18 protein-coding genes and 3 pseudogenes are annotated in these 19,519 nt (G+C 43.4%); 14 read left to right on the forward strand and 7 right to left on the reverse strand.

What is annotated here, in order from left to right; genetic code table 11:
* Window positions 1-5: 5 nt before the first annotated feature.
* Genes thiL through glmS form a run of 4 tightly spaced genes read left to right on the forward strand, consistent with a single transcriptional unit; the run spans window position 6 to window position 4,659 of the window.
* Window positions 6-923 (forward strand): thiamine-phosphate kinase, encoded by a 918-nt coding sequence (gene thiL / locus ACT6PV_RS14120; protein WP_445116903.1) that lies wholly within the window; start codon window positions 6-8, stop codon window positions 921-923.
* Window positions 901-1,422, forward strand: a complete 522-nt coding sequence (locus tag ACT6PV_RS14125; protein WP_445116904.1) for a phosphatidylglycerophosphatase A family protein — start codon at window positions 901-903, stop codon at window positions 1,420-1,422. The genes thiL and ACT6PV_RS14125 overlap by 23 nt, the downstream gene beginning before the upstream one ends.
* Before the next feature lie 21 nt (window positions 1,423-1,443).
* Window positions 1,444-2,808, forward strand: a complete 1,365-nt coding sequence (gene glmU / locus ACT6PV_RS14130) for a bifunctional UDP-N-acetylglucosamine diphosphorylase/glucosamine-1-phosphate N-acetyltransferase GlmU (protein WP_445116905.1) — start codon at window positions 1,444-1,446, stop codon at window positions 2,806-2,808.
* A 12-nt stretch (window positions 2,809-2,820) separates the two neighbouring features.
* Window positions 2,821-4,659, forward strand: coding sequence for a glutamine--fructose-6-phosphate transaminase (isomerizing) (gene glmS / locus ACT6PV_RS14135; protein ID WP_445116906.1), 1,839 nt, complete (start codon window positions 2,821-2,823; stop codon window positions 4,657-4,659).
* A gap of 491 nt (window positions 4,660-5,150) precedes the next feature.
* On the opposite strand, the gene pncA is transcribed toward glmS, so the two are convergent.
* Window positions 5,151-5,777 carry a bifunctional nicotinamidase/pyrazinamidase gene (gene pncA, locus ACT6PV_RS14140; RefSeq protein ID WP_445116907.1) on the reverse strand — a complete coding sequence of 209 codons (627 nt, stop codon included), beginning with the start codon at window positions 5,775-5,777 and terminating at the stop codon, window positions 5,151-5,153.
* Window positions 5,778-6,138: 361 nt separating this feature from the next.
* Between pncA and dapA the strand changes: the two genes are divergently transcribed.
* From dapA to purC, 3 genes are read left to right on the forward strand one after another with little or no spacing between them, the layout of a single operon-like run.
* The gene (dapA, locus tag ACT6PV_RS14145; RefSeq protein WP_445116908.1) at window positions 6,139-7,035 is read left to right on the forward strand and encodes a 4-hydroxy-tetrahydrodipicolinate synthase; all 897 of its coding nucleotides are present in this window, start codon (window positions 6,139-6,141) and stop codon (window positions 7,033-7,035) included.
* Between the two features lie 14 nt (window positions 7,036-7,049).
* Window positions 7,050-7,655, forward strand: a complete 606-nt coding sequence (locus ACT6PV_RS14150) for a lipoprotein-34 precursor (NlpB) (RefSeq protein ID WP_445116909.1) — start codon at window positions 7,050-7,052, stop codon at window positions 7,653-7,655.
* Between the two features lie 36 nt (window positions 7,656-7,691).
* Entirely contained in the window at window positions 7,692-8,411 is a 720-nt protein-coding gene (gene purC, locus ACT6PV_RS14155) for a phosphoribosylaminoimidazolesuccinocarboxamide synthase (protein WP_445116910.1), read from the forward strand.
* Window positions 8,412-8,569: 158 nt separating this feature from the next.
* Here purC and catM read toward each other — a convergent pair whose 3' ends face one another.
* Window positions 8,570-9,469: a cis,cis-muconate-binding transcription regulator CatM gene (catM, locus tag ACT6PV_RS14160; RefSeq protein ID WP_445117131.1), complete on the reverse strand. Its 900-nt coding sequence runs from the start codon at window positions 9,467-9,469 to the stop codon at window positions 8,570-8,572.
* Between the two features lie 120 nt (window positions 9,470-9,589).
* Between catM and ACT6PV_RS14165 the strand changes: the two genes are divergently transcribed.
* From ACT6PV_RS14165 to pcaD, 6 genes and pseudogenes are all read left to right on the forward strand, one after another.
* Window positions 9,590-10,699 (forward strand): muconate/chloromuconate family cycloisomerase, encoded by a 1,110-nt coding sequence (locus ACT6PV_RS14165; protein ID WP_445116911.1) that lies wholly within the window; start codon window positions 9,590-9,592, stop codon window positions 10,697-10,699.
* 13 nt (window positions 10,700-10,712) lie between these two features.
* On the forward strand, window positions 10,713-11,003 hold the full coding sequence (gene catC, locus ACT6PV_RS14170; protein WP_445116912.1) for a muconolactone Delta-isomerase: 291 nt from the start codon (window positions 10,713-10,715) through the stop codon (window positions 11,001-11,003).
* A gap of 136 nt (window positions 11,004-11,139) precedes the next feature.
* Entirely contained in the window at window positions 11,140-12,060 is a 921-nt protein-coding gene (gene catA / locus ACT6PV_RS14175) for a catechol 1,2-dioxygenase (RefSeq protein WP_445116913.1), read from the forward strand.
* Between the two features lie 226 nt (window positions 12,061-12,286).
* Window positions 12,287-12,376, forward strand: a pseudogene (locus ACT6PV_RS14180) (3-oxoadipate CoA-transferase); the annotation flags it as partial.
* Window positions 12,362-12,551 (forward strand): annotated as a pseudogene (locus tag ACT6PV_RS14185) (acetyl-CoA C-acyltransferase); the annotation flags it as partial. The pseudogenes ACT6PV_RS14180 and ACT6PV_RS14185, both read left to right, overlap by 15 nt.
* Window positions 12,552-12,619: 68 nt before the next feature.
* Entirely contained in the window at window positions 12,620-13,405 is a 786-nt protein-coding gene (pcaD, locus tag ACT6PV_RS14190; RefSeq protein ID WP_445116914.1) for a 3-oxoadipate enol-lactonase, read from the forward strand.
* A gap of 93 nt (window positions 13,406-13,498) precedes the next feature.
* Here the strand turns inward: pcaD and ACT6PV_RS14195 are convergent, their stop codons facing one another.
* The 3 genes from ACT6PV_RS14195 to ACT6PV_RS14205 all read right to left on the reverse strand — a co-directional run bounded on the left by ACT6PV_RS14195 (window position 13,499) and on the right by ACT6PV_RS14205 (window position 17,077).
* A complete protein-coding gene (locus tag ACT6PV_RS14195) occupies window positions 13,499-14,842 on the reverse strand; it encodes an MFS transporter (protein ID WP_445116915.1) in 1,344 nt (447 codons plus the stop codon).
* A 67-nt stretch (window positions 14,843-14,909) separates the two neighbouring features.
* Window positions 14,910-15,893 carry an amidohydrolase family protein gene (locus ACT6PV_RS14200; protein ID WP_445116916.1) on the reverse strand — a complete coding sequence of 328 codons (984 nt, stop codon included), beginning with the start codon at window positions 15,891-15,893 and terminating at the stop codon, window positions 14,910-14,912.
* A gap of 299 nt (window positions 15,894-16,192) precedes the next feature.
* The gene (locus tag ACT6PV_RS14205; protein ID WP_445116917.1) at window positions 16,193-17,077 is read right to left on the reverse strand and encodes a LysR family transcriptional regulator; all 885 of its coding nucleotides are present in this window, start codon (window positions 17,075-17,077) and stop codon (window positions 16,193-16,195) included.
* A 160-nt stretch (window positions 17,078-17,237) separates the two neighbouring features.
* Between ACT6PV_RS14205 and ACT6PV_RS14210 the strand changes: the two are divergent.
* A pseudogene (locus tag ACT6PV_RS14210) lies at window positions 17,238-17,357 on the forward strand (IS5/IS1182 family transposase); the annotation flags it as partial.
* Between the two features lie 88 nt (window positions 17,358-17,445).
* Here the strand turns inward: ACT6PV_RS14210 and ACT6PV_RS14215 are convergent.
* Window positions 17,446-18,720, reverse strand: coding sequence for a replication-associated recombination protein A (locus ACT6PV_RS14215; RefSeq protein WP_445116918.1), 1,275 nt, complete (start codon window positions 18,718-18,720; stop codon window positions 17,446-17,448).
* Between the two features lie 232 nt (window positions 18,721-18,952).
* On the reverse strand, window positions 18,953-19,405 hold the full coding sequence (locus ACT6PV_RS14220; RefSeq protein ID WP_445116919.1) for a YcgN family cysteine cluster protein: 453 nt from the start codon (window positions 19,403-19,405) through the stop codon (window positions 18,953-18,955).
* Window positions 19,406-19,519 lie beyond the last annotated feature (114 nt).

The following is a 19,519-nucleotide window of genomic DNA, read 5'->3' on the forward strand; positions in this document are numbered from 1 at the left end:
CGATAATGGCTGAGTTTTCAATCATCGAAACCTACTTTAACCGCCGGCGTTATGCTTCAGTTGATTTAGGGATCGGTGATGACTCAGCCCTGCTCAGCCCTCCACCTGGGCATCAGCTGGTGATCTGTACAGACACCCTGGTTGCCGGCCGGCATTTTCCCCTGAACACCTCAGCCCATGCTATTGGCTGGAAAAGTGTTGCAGTCAATCTGTCCGATATTGCCGCCATGGGTGCACAGCCCCACAGTATTTTACTGGCCTTAAGCCTGCCGGCAATCAATGAAAGCTGGCTGGCTGATTTCAGTCAGGGCCTTTATCAGTGCTGTGATCAGTATAATGTCAGCCTGATTGGCGGCGATACCACCCAGAATCCACAGCTCACCATTACCATCACTGCACTGGGCTGGATTGAAACCGGCCTGGCGCTGACCCGCTCAGGTGCGCAGGTCGGTGACCTGATTGTGGTCAGTGGCACCGTGGGCGATGCCGCTTTCGGACTGCAGCATCCGGGACATCCGCTGCAAAAACGACTGGACTACCCCACCCCCCGTTGTGAAACCGGTCAGCAACTGACCGGCCTGGCGACCAGCATGATTGATATTTCAGATGGGCTGGCACAGGATTTAGGTCATATACTGAAAGCTTCCCAGGTCGGTGCCCGGCTGGAATTATCCAGTCTGCCTGTCAGTGACATGCTTTATCAGCTTACCGCACAGGAACGCTGGAAATATGCACTGGCAGGTGGCGATGATTATGAGTTATGCTTTACAATAAGTGAGAAAAACTACCAGGCGTTCATGAAATTACAACAGAATGTGAAAACGACAACAGTTGGAAAAATAACCAGACAACCCGGTTTAACCTTTGAACAAGATGGCCAGCCGTATCTTTTTCAATTGAATGGATATCAGCACTTTGCATAAACCTCCAATCATCTTCAAAGAAATGACATGGGCAGAACGCATGATTGTGTTCTGCGGTATAGGCTTTGGTTCCGGATTAATGCCTAAGGCACCGGGAACCTTCGGTTCAGCATTTGCACTGCTGTTTATTCCCATCTGGCTGAGCCTCGGTTTTTATGCTGCCCTGTCAGTCATGGTGGTGATGTCGCTGCTCGGCATATACATCTGCGGGCAGACAGCAAAAATTCTTCATGTGCATGATGATGGACGGATTGTATGGGATGAATTTGCCGGGCAATCGATTGCCTTTTTACCGCTGATCCATCTCGGACACATCAACTGGTTATGGGTCCTGGCCGGTTTTGCACTATTCCGATTGTTTGATGTGTGGAAACCCTGGCCGATTGGTGTAATTGACCAACAAATCGATGGTGGTTTCGGCATTATGCTTGATGATATTATTGCCGGCAGCTGGGCCGCTCTCTGTATCCTCATTTATTTACATTTTTCCACGGTCTGAGTCAGATCCGTAAGGTGGGTTATGTCAACTACTGTAATCATTCTCGCTGCCGGTAAAGGAACGCGTATGCGATCCAGTTTACCCAAAGTACTGCAACCCCTGGCAGGGCGCCCCCTATTGGGCCATGTTATTGAAACAGCAAAAAATTTACAGGTTGAAGATATTATTACCATTTTTGGGCACGGCGGTCCGCTTGTCCAGCAGGCGTTTGCCGATGAAAATATTCAATGGGTTGAGCAGGCCGAACAGCTGGGAACCGGACATGCGGTAAAAGTCACGCTGCCGGTTTTACCGGACAGCGGAATGTCGCTGATCCTGTCCGGTGACGTGCCCTGCGTCCAGCAAAGCACTTTACAGCGCCTGATTGATAGCTCCATGGCCACCGGGATTGGCCTGGTGACCCTGACCCTGCCTGATTCCACCGGTTATGGCCGCATTGTACGTAAGGATGGAAAGATTCAGGCCATCGTTGAGCATAAGGATGCCTCTGATGGACAGCGTCAGATTAAGGAAATCAATACCGGTATTTACTGTGTCAGCAACGCCAGACTGCATCAATGGCTGCCACAACTCAGCAACAACAACGCCCAGGGCGAATATTACCTGACCGATATTGTCGCGATGGCATTGGCAGATGGCCTGGAGATTGCCTCAATTCAGCCAGAACTGGCCTTTGAAGTGGAAGGCGTCAATGACCGTACCCAACTGGCAGCACTGGAACGCGAATTCCAGGCCTGGCAGGCTGTAAAACTCATGCAGCAGGGCGTTCATTTAATTGATCCGACCCGTTTTGACTTACGCGGTAAGCTGACCGTGGGTCAGGACGTGCGGATTGATATCAATGTCATTATTGAAGGTAACTGTGAACTGGGTGACCGCGTGGAAATCGGTGCCGGCTGTATCATCAGAAATACCCGCATTGCTGCAGGAACCCGGGTCCAGCCCTACAGTATTTTTGAAGATGCTGTGGTCGGTGCTGATGTTCAGATTGGCCCCTTTGCCCGTTTGCGCCCAGGTGCCCGACTGGCGGATCAGGTACATATCGGTAACTTTGTGGAAGTCAAGAATACCCAGATTGGCCACGGTTCCAAAGCCAATCATCTTGCTTATTTAGGTGATGCTGAAATTGGTGCCGGTGCAAATATCGGCGCAGGAACCATTACCTGTAACTATGACGGTGTCAATAAACATAAAACCGTTATTGGGGATGACGCATTTATCGGAACCAATAACTCACTGGTTGCACCGGTCAGCATTGGCACGGGTGCAACCACAGGTGCAGGTTCAACCATTACCCGGGATGTCGCCGATCACAGTCTGGCGGTGGAACGGGCAAAACAGATTTCAAAGGAAAATTATCAACGTCCCCAGAAGGTCAGGAAATAAGAGGATATAACTATGTGCGGTATTGTTGGTGGCGTTGCTGAACGTAGCATTACAAATATTTTAATCGAAGGTTTAAAACGCCTTGAGTATCGTGGTTATGACTCCGCAGGCGTCGCACTGGTTGATCAGGGCCAGATTGTACGTGAACGGCGGGTCGGTAAAGTGGCCAACCTGGAACAGGCGGTGACCGAAGCAGACCTCCACGGCGCGCTGGGTATTGCACATACCCGCTGGGCCACACATGGCAAACCGACTGAAAACAATGCACATCCACACACTTCAGGCCCGGTTGCCGTGGTACACAACGGGATTATTGAAAATTATCAGGAACTCAAGGACAGCCTTGAAGCCCGGGGATACGTATTCAGCTCTCAGACAGACACCGAAGTTGTTGCGCATCTGGTACATGAAGCACTGAAATCCACTCCTGAGCTGTTAAAAGCAGTTGAACAGGTGGTGCCACAGCTTAAAGGAGCTTACGCCCTTGGGATCGTACATACTGATCATCCCAATGAATTAATCGCTGTCCGTGAAGGTTCTCCGCTCGTCATTGGTGTAGGTATCGGTGAAAACTTCATCAGCTCTGACCAGCTGGCACTGTTGCCTGTAACCAATCGCTTTGTTTACCTGGAAGAGGGTGACATTGCCCGCCTGAGCCGTGACAACATTGAAGTTTTTGTAAATGGCACTGCCGTAAAACGCCCGGTTAAGGAGCTGGATGCAACCGTCAGTAATGTCTCCAAGGGTGAGTACAAACATTACATGCTCAAGGAAATTTATGAACAGCCAGAGGCTATTCAGCAAACCATTTCCCAGGCCCTGAATGACTATCATCTGCGTGATGATTTCCTGAAAACCGCTGAAGCTGATTTTGCCAGTGTTCAGCAGGTACAGATCATTGCCTGTGGTACCAGTTACCACGCCGGAATGATTGCCCGATACTGGCTTGAACAACTGGCTGATTTACCGTGTCAGGTTGAAATTGCCAGTGAATTCCGTTACCGCGCTCCCGTCATTGTTGCAAATACGCTGTATGTCTGTATTTCTCAGTCCGGTGAAACAGCCGATACGCTGGCGGCCTTGCGGGATACCCAGAAACGGTCGGCTGCCAGAGGAATCAGCATCAGCACCCTGACCATCTGTAATGTGGCAACCTCCTCCATGGTGCGTGAAACCAGCCATCATTTACTTACCCTGGCCGGGCCTGAAATTGGTGTTGCTTCCACCAAAGCGTTCACCACACAATTGGCGGCATTAATGCTGCTGACCCTGAAAATCGGTCAGGTCAAACAGAGTATATCTGCAGAACGTATTGCAGAAATTGCTGCTGCACTCTGGCATATTCCCAAAGTCATTCTGGATACCCTGCAAAATGACCGGGAAATTTTGCATTTATCGGAACTGTTTAAGGAAAAACAACACTGTTTATTCCTGGGCCGCGGTACAGAGTATCCCATTGCACTTGAAGGGGCGCTGAAACTCAAGGAAATTTCCTATATTCACGCTGAAGGCTATGCCGCCGGTGAGTTAAAGCATGGACCACTGGCCCTGGTTGACCAGGATATGCCCATTGTCATACTTGCACCAAATGACGACATGCTGGATAAACTGAAATCCAATATGGAGGAAGTACAGGCCCGGGGCGGGGAATTATTTGTTTTTGCCGATGAAAACAGCGGCATTCAGGACAAAGAACGTCAGCATGTCGTGAATGTCCCCGCTGTAAACACATGGCTGGCACCAATTGTCTACAGCGTACCGGTACAGTTACTGTCCTATCATGTCGCAGTTTTGCGTGGTACCGATGTAGACCAACCCCGTAACCTGGCAAAATCTGTGACGGTTGAATAGAAAAGATGTGTTTTTTTGTGTGAAAGCAATAAAGTGTATATCCCTGGGATAACGGATTATCCCCTTAACCCTGGTGAAAGATGTGACCAATATTATGACTAAACCAATAAGTCTTTATTTTTAAAGGCTTATTTTTTATTCCCTATCGGTCATAAAATATAACCAAATAAGTCATAAAAAATGATTTAATATTTCGTCATATGTATCTAATTTACTTCCTTTTATTTTTAGGGGGATTACCCCCAGCTGCTTGTTGCTTAAATTCAGGACTAAAGCGTTTAGCCATTTTCACATCTCCAAAGTTAACATTACGTTAGCTCCAAAGGGACTATATGTCCACTATTTTGGCTAGGATCATAAGGGAAGTGGACACATTCTTACAAAAAAAGATATTCCCGCCACTGTACTCCACAATACCAAATGGCTTTATCCTGCCATGAGGGAAACCGCTATCCCTGTTTATGAAAGGCTCAATGACCATATCCAGAAATTTACCCAATATCCTCCAGTAAAATCCGCTTCACCCCGCCAGCCTGCATATCCTGCCAGGCCTGTTGCAGGGAGCCATCCAGATCAATCGCTTTGGTTGCGTCGGCAATCACATGACTTTCAAAACCCAGCCGGCTGGCGTCCATCGCGGTCCACGCAACACAAAAATCAGTTGCAATACCGACGATATAAACTTTTTTAATATTGCGCTCCCTCAAATAGCCCGCCAGTCCCGTTGATGTCTGATGATCGGCTTCCATAAAAGCAGAATAGCTGTCGATATCCGGATGAAATCCCTTACGGATAATCAACTGTGCGCGGGGAATATCCAGTGCTGGATGGAACTCAGCATCCTGTGTTCCCTGGACACAATGTACCGGCCACAGTACCTGGGTCCCATAGCTGAGCTGAATGGTTTCAAATGCTTTTTTCCCTGCATGATTTGCGGCAAATGACACATGATCGGCTGGGTGCCAGTCCTGAGTCAGCACGACATTCTCAAAATATTGTGCCAGTAAATTAATGGATGGAATAATCTGATCAGCGCCAGCCACCGCCAGCTGACCTCCGGGTGTAAATCCATTCTGTACATCCACCACAATCAACACACTGTCTTCAGACTGAAACATTCTCCGGACTCCAGAACCTGCAAAATGAACGTCCATCATAACGGGGAAATTCCACCCTGCGTATTTAAATCATCGCTGAATACCATCATACGATGGCCCATTCCCATTGCAGCTGTATTAGCTTTAAATGGATGAAACTTTCCGACAGATCAGCCCATGGATAAAAAAGAAGTCTGATATTTTTGCATTTTAAAATTTTACCTGCCTGAAAAGCGTATTGTTCTGACACGCCGAATCAGTCATAATTTAGATCAGCATTATTCAGTCACTCCAGTGAGTGTCCGTTCAATTTAAAATACTGCACCCTGCTCTGATACATTCTTCAATACTGGATGGGGTAAATTTAGGATAACTTTTCAAAATGACTCAGCAAGTACAGATCATTCAAGGCTCAATTGTCGCAATCGTCACTCCAATGTCTGAAGATGGCAGCGTAGATTGGAAGAGTCTCGAAAAGCTTGTTGAATGGCATATTGAACAGGGTACCAACAGTATTGTTGCTGTTGGTACCACCGGTGAAGCCTCCACACTCAGTATGGACGAACACAAGGAAGTCATTCAGGAAATTATTCGTGTTGCCAACCGGCGCATCCCGATTATTGCCGGGACCGGGGCCAATTCAACCCACGAAGCAATTGAACTGACCCGGGTTGCACAGCAACTGGGTGCCGATGCTGCATTACTGGTGACACCCTATTATAATAAACCCACCCAGGAAGGCCTGTACCAGCACTACAAAACAATTGCTGAAGCGGTTGATCTGCCGATTATTTTATACAATGTCCCTGGCCGTACAGGCGTGGACCTGCAAAATGAAACCGTACTGCGGCTGGCGGATGTTCCCGGCATTGTCGGCATTAAGGATGCAACGGGAGATATTCCACGTGGCAAAGCCCTGCTTGAATTACTGAAAGACAAAAATATGATCGTGTACTCCGGTGATGATGCCACTGCACGTGATCTGATTGCACTTGGGGCACTGGGAAATATCTCAGTGACTGCCAATATTGCACCGAAGATCATGAGTGAGCTTTGTGCGGCAGCAATTGCCGGAAATGCAGAGCTTGCAAAACAACTGGATGACAAAGTTGCAAATTTAAACAATATTCTGTTTTGTGAATCGAACCCAATTCCAGTCAAATGGGCACTACATGAAATGGCCTTAATCGGGACAGGTGTCCGCCTGCCCTTAACGCCACTTGCAGAACAATATCGTTCCCCGCTGCGTGAAGAACTCAAGGCAGCAGGTATCATTTAAAAGAGCCCAGTATTATGCAATTACGTTTTGGTTTAACTCTAGCCCTTTCAGCTTTAGGCTTCGCGGGTTGCAGTTCGCTTGGAATCAATAATGGTTCCCTGGATTATAAAAACACCACCACGCTGGAACCACTGAAATATCCGGAAAACTCAAACGTCCGACCGGCAACACCGCTGTACCCATTTCCGGTGGTTGACCCGCTTGCAATTGAGCATGCACCCAAATTTGAAAACAAACGGGGTAATCGTTTTGACCTGCCGCGTCCGGAAGCGGTACAGACCAGCAATACCGAAGTGGATACAGAGGTCAGCACCACGGTGGGCCGTCCACAACTTTTAACGGATGGTAATGGCAATCCACTGATTAAAATTGATGGAAATTCTGCTACAATCTGGCAATATACACTTGCCACTCTCAGCAGTCTGAATCACCAGGTCGTCGGTCAGAGTAAAAACGCCTATCAGGTTACGGTCGTCATCGATAAGCAGACTTATGTACTGAAGCTGACGTCGATCGGAACAGGCAATAACCTTGCAGTATTTACAGCCGATAACCATTTCGCAGACAAGGAAAAAGCTGCTGAATTGTTAAATCAGATTTACCAGAACTGGCCAGCCTAGTCATTCTCTCAGGCAATTTTTTTAAAAGGTTCCCTCATGCTAAAACAAACCTTGCTCTATACAGGTAAAGCAAAATCCGTTTATGAAACAGACAGTGCAGATCATCTGATTCTGGTTTTCCGTGATGATGCTTCTGCCTTTAACGGTGAAAAAATAGAGCAACTGGCTCGTAAAGGTAAGGTGAACAACCGTTTTAATGCCTTTATTATGGAAAAACTGGCTGCAGCAGGCATTGAGACTCATTTTGAAAAACTGCTGTCCCCTACTGAGGTTCTAGTAAAAAAATTAAGCATGATTCCGGTTGAATGTGTCATCCGTAACTATGCTGCAGGTTCACTGTGCCGCCGTCTGGGGGTTGAAGAAGGCCTGGAACTGACACCACCGACATTTGAATTATTCTATAAGGATGATGGACTGGGTGATCCAATGGTGAATGAATCCCAGGCGATTACATTCGGCTGGGCCACCGCTGAACAACTGGCGCAAATGCAGCAACTGACTGAAAAAGTCAACGTGGTGCTGAAGGATCTATTCGACCAGGGCAATATGCTGCTGGTTGATTTTAAGCTTGAATTCGGCGTATTCCATGACCGCATTGTACTGGGTGATGAGTTCTCTCCGGACGGTTGTCGTCTATGGGATAAAGACACCAGAAAAAAACTCGATAAGGACCGTTTCCGTCAGGGTCTGGGTGATGTTGTTGAAGCCTATGAAGAGGTTGCCTTACGCATCGGTGTGGATCTGTCAGATATCTGATCCGTTATTGATAAATTAAAAACCGGGCAGATGGCCCGGTTTTTATTTGCATGAAAACTGGTCAGTAATCTCAGTCACCGCCAGCCATTTCATATCTCCAGAGTTAAGGTTACGCTAGCTTTGGAGGAAATACATGTCCATTATTGGCCAGGATCACTTCATACAATATTATTATCCTGAAATACATTTCGAATGCATTCCAAAATATTCAGCACATAGCTACTCTGATCCATATTTCTTAGAGATAAGGAAATTGGGCTATATGCTTCCATATCTAAAACAGGAATATAAACCAGGTTCTTCATCCCAATATCACTGGCACTTTCAGGGATCAAACAAATCCCCTCACCCGATGAAACCAGACCCAGTGCCAGATAAATTTCACGTACTTCAACCAGCTCTTTTGGTACAAGCCCTAATTCAGTAAAAATGGATTGAATCAAAGTTGAAAAATTTGGCTTTTGTGATGCTGGATAAGAAAAAATTAATTCATTGGTAATCTGGGATAGATAGACGCCCTGTTCAATATATTCAGCCAGATGATGGTTTTTATGCACCGCTAATTTTAACTTTTCCTCATGCAATACAATCCGTTTAATGGCCGGATCGCTGATGCGTAAACGACCAAAACCTAAATCAATTTTTCCCTGTTTCAACGCTTCAATCTGATCTTTGGTCCCGCACTCAATTAATTCAACTTCAATATCAGGATTTTTTTGCCTGAATAAATAAATAATTTGTGGCAACAACGCATACAAAAGTGAACTCACATAGCCGATTCGAACAATATTATTGACCGTACTTATACGTTTTGCCATCGAGGTTGCCTGAGCAGTATGAGTCAGAATTTGTACTGCATGCTGGTAGAAAAATTGCCCTGCTTCTGTGGTGCGAACCGGGCGTGAACCACGTTCAAATAATAAGATTCCAAGTTCTTCTTCCAACTTTTGAATTTGTCGGCTTAAGGGTGGTTGTGTAATACATAATTTTTCCGCTGCTTTGGTAATACTTTGTTCTTCAACCACTGTCACAAAATAGCGTAAATGTCGTAATTCCATGATCATGACCTTCCTTTTTTGTATACCTTATAAGTATCTAAAAATACCAATTTTAGCCTGGTTAAAGACATTACATTAAATTAAGGTATATAAATAGATTGATACTAAAGAAATACGCAGATGTATAAATCCATAGAAACTCTCTTAGTCGAAATCCCCACCATTCGCCCGCATAAGATGGCTGTTGCGTCCATGCATACTCAAACTTTAGTGCTGATTAAAATCACCACAGAGGATGGCTTCATTGGTTGGGGTGAAGCGACTACGATTGGCGGTTTAGGGTATGGCGAGGAAAGCCCCGAAAGTGTCAGGACCAATATTGAAACTTATTTTGCGCCATTACTCAAAACCTCAGCAGGTTTGAACGTTGCTCAAACGATACAAATTATTAACCGTAATATCAATGGTAACCATTTTGCAAAATGTGCAATTCAAACTGCTTTATTCGATATTCAAGCGCAACGTTTAGGTTTACCACTCAGCGAAGTGCTTGGCGGACGCTTACGTGACAGCATCCCAGTGTTATGGGTACTTGCTTCGGGCAATACTGAGAAAGATATTGCTGAAGCTCAAAAAATGATTGCGTCAAAACGTCACAATATTTTCAAATTGAAAATTGGTTCACACACTGTAGAACAAGACGTCGAACATGTTCTGGCAATTAAACAAGCTTTAGGTGCTGATGTTTCTATTCGTGTAGATGTCAATCGTGCATGGTCTGAATTGACTGCGATTAAAGGTATTCAAATGTTACAAGAGGGTAACGTAGATCTTATTGAGCAACCTTGTGCTATCCGCAATATTGATGCAATGGAACGCTTAACCCGCAAGTTTAATATTGCCATCATGGCAGATGAATCGTTGATGGGGCCACAAAGTGCTTATGAATTGGCTAAACGTAATGCTGCATCTGTATTTTCAGTCAAAGTTGCGCAATCCGGTGGTTTAACAGAAGCATGTGAAGTTGGGAAATTGGCAAATTATGCAGGTATTGACCTGTATGGTGGCACCATGCTTGAAGGTCCAGTCGGCACTGTTGCATCTGCACACGTATTCTCAACATTCAGCAACTTAGCATATGGCACTGAATTATTTGGCCCATTGTTATTGACCGAACAGATTTTAAAAACACCACTTCAATACGAGAATTTTGAATTAAAAATTCCAACAGGCAATGGTCTTGGTATTGAACTGGATGAAGACAAAATTGACAACTTGCGTCGTAAATAATTGAGGAATTATCATGCTTTTCCAAGTACGAATGGATGTTCACATCCCACTGGATATGCCTGCTGACAAGGCAGATGAAATCAAAGCTGTTGAAAAAGCTTACTCACAAGATTTACAACGTCAAAGTAAATGGCGTCATATCTGGCGTGTGACTGGACAATATTCAAACATCAGTATTTTTGATGTTGAAAGCAATGAAGAACTTCACAATATTTTACAGGGACTTCCTTTGTATCCATACATGAATATTGAAGTGATGGCACTCAATCGCCACCCGTCTTCAATTCACAATGATGATCGTTAATTCATAATTTAATTTTTAAATGTCGCAGTAAAACAAGGAATGTGGTGAACAACGCAGCAAGCAAAAAAGATTGGTCAATAAATCTTAAGCAAGCAGGTAAACCACGTAAAACCTTTCATACTTCAGGAGAAATTGTATGAACCGTCAAGAAATCGATAAATTAGTTAAGGAAATGAACGTAGACACAGCAACAGGCGTAGTGAATCTACGTACTCAACAAATCGTGGTGCGTCTGTTGAGTGATTTATTCCAGGCCATTGAAGATTTGGATATTTCTCAGACTGAACTCTGGAAAGGTCTGGAATATTTTGCTGATGCGGGTCAAGCCAATGAACTTGGTCTTTTAGCTGCCGGTTTAGGTTTAGAACATTATTTAGACCTTCGCGCTGATGAAGCAGATGCCAAAGCAGGTATTACCGGCGGTACACCACGTACCATCGAGGGTCCTCTTTATGTTGCCGGTGCACCTGAGTCAGTTGGCTTTGCACGTATGGATGATGGTTCAGAAACAGACAGAATCGATACTTTGTTTATTGAAGGTACTGTGACTGATAGCGAAGGAAACATTATTCCAAATGCCAGAGTTGAAGTCTGGCATGCCAACAGCTTAGGTAATTATTCATTCTTTGATAAATCACAATCCGACTTTAACCTTCGCCGTACAATTCTGACTGATGCAAATGGCCAATATATTGCCCAGACAACAATGCCTTCAGGTTATGGTTGCCCTCCTGAAGGCACAACTCAAGCCCTTCTTAACTTGCTTGGTCGTCATGGTAACCGTCCATCCCACGTACATTATTTTGTATCTGCACCGGGTTATCGTAAACTTACGACTCAGTTCAATATCGAAGGTGACCAATACCTTTGGGATGACTTTGCATTTGCAACACGTGAAGGCTTAGTTGTAACAGCAGTTGATGTAACAGATGAAGCTGAAATTGCACGTCGTGGTGTGGGCAGAGCATTCAAACACATCACATTTAATATTGAATTAGTGAAAGAAAAAGCAAATGCGCCAACAACAGAAGTGGATCGTCGTCGTGTAAGTGCTTAATTGAAAAGTGAGTTCTTCCCTCCTCCCTTTCCACTTAAAGGGAGAGGCTTTTTGAAATTCAAATGCGCTATAACGCTGTGTTATGCGCATTTACTCAGCTCTGATTTATATGATTGGGCATAACTGAGTCAAGCAGGATAACGCAATCCATAGCCATGTGAATAGTTGCGAATTTAATACTTATTTATCCCTGTAAATTTAGATACATAGACAAAAGTTCAGTCTTATGATCGATAAAAGCACACTTTCCATGATGGAAGTTCTCTCAAAAATCAAAGATGGCTCAACCATCATGATTGGCGATTTTGGGACAGCTGATGGTTCAGAAAAAGTAAATCCAGATGGTGGTGCGATTGGTCATCCACCAGGGGCATCAGGTGCACGTAACTACAGCGTTGAATCAACTTGAAGCAACAGGTGGCAAATATGCTCTTTGTTCAATGTGTATTGGTGTGGGTCAAGGTATTGCTTTGATTATTGAACGCGTTTAGTCCTGCGCCTTGTCCCCTTTTTTGAAGGGCCAGGGGGGGGATTTATATAAAGAAAGGAATAGTCCCAAATGCCAACATTTATTTCAGACGATGCACAGATTAATTACCAGATTTCTGGTGATGCGAGCAAACCAGCAATGGTTTTTTCTAATTCATTAGGCACTAAATTCAGCATGTGGAAACCACAAACTGAATTCTTCCGAAATGATTTTTTTGTGATTCATTATGATACCCGGGGTCATGGTGAATCATCTGCGCCACAAGGTCCATATAGTATCGACCAACTTGGTCAGGATGTTGTGAACTTACTGGATCACCTCAATATTGAAAAAGTCATTTTCTGTGGTATTTCAATGGGTGGTTTAACAGGACAATGGCTTGCCATTCATAAGCCAGAACGTTTTAATCAGATGATTATCTGCAATACTGCGGCAAAAATTGGTCAGGAACAAGCCTGGAATGAGCGAGCAGCATTAGTACGTGAACAAGGTTTACAACCTATTTCATCTACAGCAGCTTCTCGCTGGTTTACAGAGCCCTTTATTCAAAGCCAGGCAGCAATTGTGAATCAACTACAAAATGACTTAGCTACTGGCAATCCAGAAGGTTATGCAAGTTGTTGTGAGGCTTTGGCTAAAGCAGACTTACGTGAGCAACTTAAGGACATTCATATTCCTGTACTGGTGATTGCAGGCAAACAAGACCCTGTAACAACAGTGACTGACGGTCAGTTTCTGACAGATCGTATTGCCAATTCCGAACTGTTTGAAATTGATGCTTCTCATATTTCAAATGTTGAAAAGCCCCAGGATTTTAATCAGGCATTGCAACTTTTTTTTGGAGCTAATGATTAATTTTTTCAGATGCCTATTTTGGTAATGACTTGTTATTGAATTGAACAAGTCTTCACATGCCTTATTTGAAGACATGCGAAATTGGAACACAGATTATACTTTTGAAATCTGGTTTGTAGAAATCTTATAGGTTGAATGACGACCTTTGACATACAGTGCCAAGGCTGAAATAAAGATTGGTAAAGCGAGTACATAGAAAATACCGTTAATACCCAGATTGAATGTGAAAATATATGCACCAAAAAATGCACCAAAAATTGCTCCAAATCTACCTAAGCCATGCATCCAGGAGACACCAACCCCACGACATTCTGCCGGGTAAAAAATTGCTGCCAATGAAGGCAGAGATGACTGGGCACCGACCAAACCACCACCTGCCAGGAATATAAAACAAGCAAGCAAGTAAATATTTTGTGTTGTAAAACCTGTAATAATAAATAATAGAGCTGAAATGAAGTATGTTATTGTAATAATTCTATTCGAGTCATATCTGCTCATAAACCAACCAATTAAAATCGTCCCTGCGACGCCACCAAAGGGGAATATTGCAGAGATCAAACTGAATTGTTCTGGTGTTAAGCCCGACTCTTTGAGTAATGTTGGCATCCAGCTGGTTAAAACGTAAAATACTAACAGACTCATGAAACAGCAAATCCACATCATTAATGATGGCACAAAGAATGTACCCGTGACCATGGATACCGGTTTTGCATTTTTATGGGATAATTCAATTTGGGATAACGTGACGGGAACAAGTTTAGCTTCAAATTCTGGACCCTGAATACGTTTCACGATTTGTAAAGCTTCATCCTGATCATCTTTTTTGACCAGGATGTGCAAAGACTCTTTGAGTAAAAATATTGAAAATACTGCAACAATAATAGGAATAATGCCGCCAATATAAAGCACCATTTTCCAGCCGGCATTTGAAAGTAAGCTTGCAGATAAAATACCACCAACCGTTATGCCTAATGGTAAAGCACAAAATAATAAATTTACCATCCATACTCTACGGTGTTTTGGCATGTATTCAGACACTAAAGTCGCGGTATTGGGCATTGCAGCCCCCAGACCTAAACCAGTAAGAAACCTGTATACGATCATTTCATCTGGACTATTTGACAATCCAGTAATAATGGTCAGAATACCAAATAGAAATGTAGACCCGATAATTACCCATTTTCGGCCAAACTTATCCGCTAAAATTCCCGAACAAATCGCACCGATTGCCATGCCAATTAAGGCAACACTCATCACCGGTCGTAAATCATTTTTTGTAACTCCCCAATCATCAAGAAGGGATGGTGCAATAAAACCGATTACTCCAGTATCGATACCATCTGATAAAACCACTAAAAAGCATAATGTAAAAATTATCCACTGCTGTTTTGATAGCTTCTTTGTCTCTACAGCTTGTTGTATATCTACAGTTTTCATAATTAAATCCTTTTAATAATCAAACTTTAAAAAGCCAATAACAATTATTGCAATTGGCTTTTTAGAACTAGATTTTTAATTTAAAGAGTTTATATGCATTGTGACGACCAATCTTTTCATGATCATTGCGTCCAATTTCAGCATTATCAAACCATTTCACTGCTTCTTCCATCTCTTCAAACGGGTAGTCACTTGAAAATAAAACTCGGTCAGACCCAATCTCATCAATTGCATTACGCATGGTAATCGTACGAAAGTTACCACTGGTAGTGAGGTAGAAATTATTATGAAAATAATCGATGAAAGGTTTTTTTGCTTTCACTCCTAAAGGATTTCGGCCATTTACTGATGCCCAGTGAGACGTGCGCCAAATATTATTTTGAATTAATTCACCTAGATGACCTAAAATAATATTAATGTTTGGATATTTATCGAACAGACCGGATCCAATCAATCGTAATGCATGAACACCCGTTTCAACAGAGAATGACCATGCAGGTCCCATGAGCCATGGATGATCTTTAATACCAAATTGTTGACTTAAGAGTGGATTACGGGGGTGCAAATAAAAGGGCACATCTAACTTAGATACCTCTCCCCAAAAGTCTAAATATTCATCGGCACAATAGTATTTTGCTGTTTCATCATCATTCAGATTAGAAAAACCATTCACTAAAGCACCACAAAAATTTAATTCAGTAATACAATAGTTGAGTTCACGTGCTGCTGCTTCAGGGTCTTGTAATGGTAAGGCAGCGAAAGCACCAAAGCGATCTGGATGTTTCGAGATGAGTTCTGCTAATGTTCCATTTGCAATTTTTGCAACTTCTGCCGCTCGTTTAGGATCCGGGATTGCCTGAATTGCAGGTGCATTTAATGAAATGATGGCATACTCAATGCCTGCATCGTCCATACGGCGTAAGCGTTCATCTGTAATATCAAGTAATTGCCTTCTTTTTGTGCGCCAGACATCAGGCATAAAAAATTGTTCTGAATCGGCCAGAGTTTCTTCAATCGCAAAATGCTCTTCGAGCGCAATTTTCCCTTTCATTGTATACTCCATTTACATTTATAAAGGTACCTCGAGAGTAAGTTAATAATCTGCATTTAAAAATAAATATTCTGGAAACTTAGTTTGCAAAAATTGAAATATTGACACATTAAACTGGATAGATATTCCGTGTAATTTGGTGTAAGTCATTATAAGCCTATATAAATTAAAGGCTGTATTTCTTTAAATCCTACATCCAAAGTCTCACAGATGGAAATATTTTGCTGACCTGCAATATTTCTGACTTGCCTTAGAAGGCTTTGTTAATGAGTATTTCTTTTATTTTATGGCTTTAGATGTTAACTTAAATTTTCTTTGACAAATTGGCTAAATTCCTGGATGACTTGTCTTTTCTTTACTTTTGAATAGGTCATAAAAAGAGATAATGCCGAAGAATGGTATTCTTTAAAGCATTCAATTAACGTTCCTGCATTTAATTCATTTTTGACCTCATGGTACAGTCGATAACCAATACCCAATCCCTGAATCATCCATTGATGTGTAACTTCTGCATTGTTACTCTTTAAGTATGGATTTATACGTATTTCAACAGCCTCATTATCAACAATATATTTCCAGTCCTGGTAAATATGATGATTGCGGATTAAACAAATACAACGATGATTTAATAAATCCAGTACATGAGTTGGGAATCCATGTTTTTCAAAGTATTCAGGTGAAGCACAGAAAATACGACGAGTATCTATAATTAAATCATAATCATAGATCATGCTATTTGGATGTTCCAATTGAAATAAAACATCTAATCCATTTTCGATCAGATCCATCTTTGAATCAGATAAAATCAATTCGATTTCTAAATCAGGATGTAATTGACTAAATTTTGCTATAATATTTACCAGCTTTGTGCGACCGAGATAATTTAAACTTCCTACACGCAATTTTCCTGAAAATGACGTTACATTTTGTGAAACGTCATCGTAGACTTGTTTAAGTATTGAAGATACATGAATTGCACGATCCAATAATAATCGTCCTGATTCGGTGAGTTCAAACTTTCGAGCTGAACGGTTTATTAATCGCTTGCTGTAAAATGATTCTAACTTACTTAATTTTCTACTGATTGTCGGCAACGGAATATTCATTTCAATGGAAGCACGCGTCATCGATTTCGCGGATGCCAAGGTAATAAAAAATTCGAGATCATTAATTTCATTGTCCATAATTAAGTGTGTCCATACGCTTTTATTATTAAATACAATTACCACATTTAATCAATTAGACACAAATTTTTAAGGCGCTATATTTTATATTTTTCGAGCTGGACAAGACTCTGTTGCACAAACCTACTGTTAAGAGCTTATTTAATAATATGATTCTCAAATAAACAAGCCCGCACCTAAAATTTATCGTACAACCAATTGGTCCACCGATAATCAGGCTTTAATTGATCGAGGAAACATCACGATCTGGTTTGATCCTGCTACCCAATGGTATGCTCAACGGTAATCCTCCTATAAATAACCGAAGTTAATTGAGGTAATACCTGATATGGAATAATTCCGATGATCAGCAAGCAGCAGGATAACCCCTACTGCTGTTGCTGCTCCTGCTGCCACCGACGCTGCTGCAGCCGTTCAGCTTCCACTTCCCGCTTATTACGGGCAGATTCATAAAGCCGGGTGCCCTTCAACTCAGGTGGCAGATAATCCTGCTGTACAAAATGCTCCGGATAGTTATGCGGATACAGATAATCCACCCCATAACCCTGCTGCTTCATCAATTTTGTCGGTGCATTACGTAAATGCAGCGGTACAGGCAGATTTGAGGTTTTATCTGCCAGTTCCAGCGCTTTATTCATGGCCAGATAGGTACTGTTGCTCTTTGCGCTGGTGGCCAGATACACCGCGCACTGCCCCAGAATAATCCGTGCCTCCGGCATACCCACCGCCTGTACCGAACGGAAGCACTCTCCGGCGAGCAATAACGCATTGGGGTTTGAATTGCCAATATCTTCAGACGCTGCGATCAGCATACGGCGGGCAATAAATACCGGGTCTTCGCCCCCTTTCAGCATACGGGCCATCCAGTACAGCGCTGCGTCCGGATCACTGCCACGAATGGATTTAATAAACGCCGAAACCAGATCGTAATGCTGTTCACCGGATTTGTCATAGCGGGCAATATTCTGCTGGGCAACCCTGACCACAATGGCATTGCTGATCATGTTTTCAACATCAGCTTCAAAAGTACTGGCAATTAAATCCAGCAGATTTAACGCCTTACGGGCATCCCCCGCTGCAAACTGAATCAGGGCATCATATTCTTCAATCTGAATATGCCGATCCTGCAGGAATTTATCCTGCTGAATGGCCCGATCAAGCAACCCCTGTATGGCCTCATTGCTCAAAACATTCAGGGTATAAACCTGACAACGGGATAACAGCGCACTGTTCACTTCAAAGGAGGGATTTTCGGTGGTGGCACCAACCAGTGTAATCTTGCCCTTTTCCACCGCATTCAACAGGGCATCCTGCTGCGATTTATTGAAACAGTGGATTTCATCAATAAAAACCACCGGTATCAGCAAATCCCCACTTTCAGCAATAATTTCACGCAGCTCTTTCACACCGGTATTTAAAGCCGACAGACTGATAAATGGCCGATCCACAGCCTGTGCCAGTAATAAGGCAATGGTGGTTTTGCCAACGCCGGGCGGTCCCCAGAAAATAATCGATGGCAAATGCCCCTGATCAATCATCTGACGCAGTGGTGCATTTTCGCCAAGTAAATGTTCCTGTCCAATAATCTCCGACAAATCACGAGGACGGAGGCGCTCTGGCAGGGGAGTCTGGGTATCTGACATACGGCTTTTAAAATCAATGAACTTTCCCCATAGTCTACTATCAAAAGCTGTGAATCAAGCGTTTTTAATGTAGATTGCATGCAGCTGGAACAACTGATTCTACGGCGCATCCATCAGGGAGTTTTACAGGTTGATATTCTAAATATCCGGTCTGAAAAACCAATTTGTAAAACAAATCCAGAACACAGGAACAGCAATATGCATGGGTTTTGCCACTGTTTCAGTTTCCGGTCTATCTGACCCAGCGCACAATATAGTCATCAATGTCATCATCACTCACTTCTGTTTCTGAAATACAGCGGCCCGCTGCGGACTTGCGCGCCTGAATGACACTGCTGCGGGAGCCAGTATTCAGATAATGCCATGATGGCAGGCCCTTCCCCTGACTTAAACGATAATATGCACAACTGGACGGTAACCAGTGAATATTCTGCAATTTCTCAGGCGTCAGCTGGATACAGTCAGGCACCGACTTCAGCCGCTCCGGATAGTCCGAACAACGTGCGGTTTTACAATCCAGTAATTTACAGGCCACACGGGTATAGGCAATCTCATGGGTGTCATCATCTTCAAGCTTTACCAGACAACACAGGCCACAGCCATCGCACAAAGCCTCCCACTCCGCCGGGTTCAACTGATCAAGCGCATACTTTTTCCAGAACTGAGGACGTAATTCGGCTTCCATACAATTTCCATTCGCTGGCGGGCGGGCTGCCGGTATCATAGCATTAATCACCAGATTACCCTGACCGATTTTTTATGTTCGGGGCTGCACCGGCATTATAAATATGCACATTTT

Source organism: Acinetobacter sp. WZC-1 (assembly GCF_052544965.1).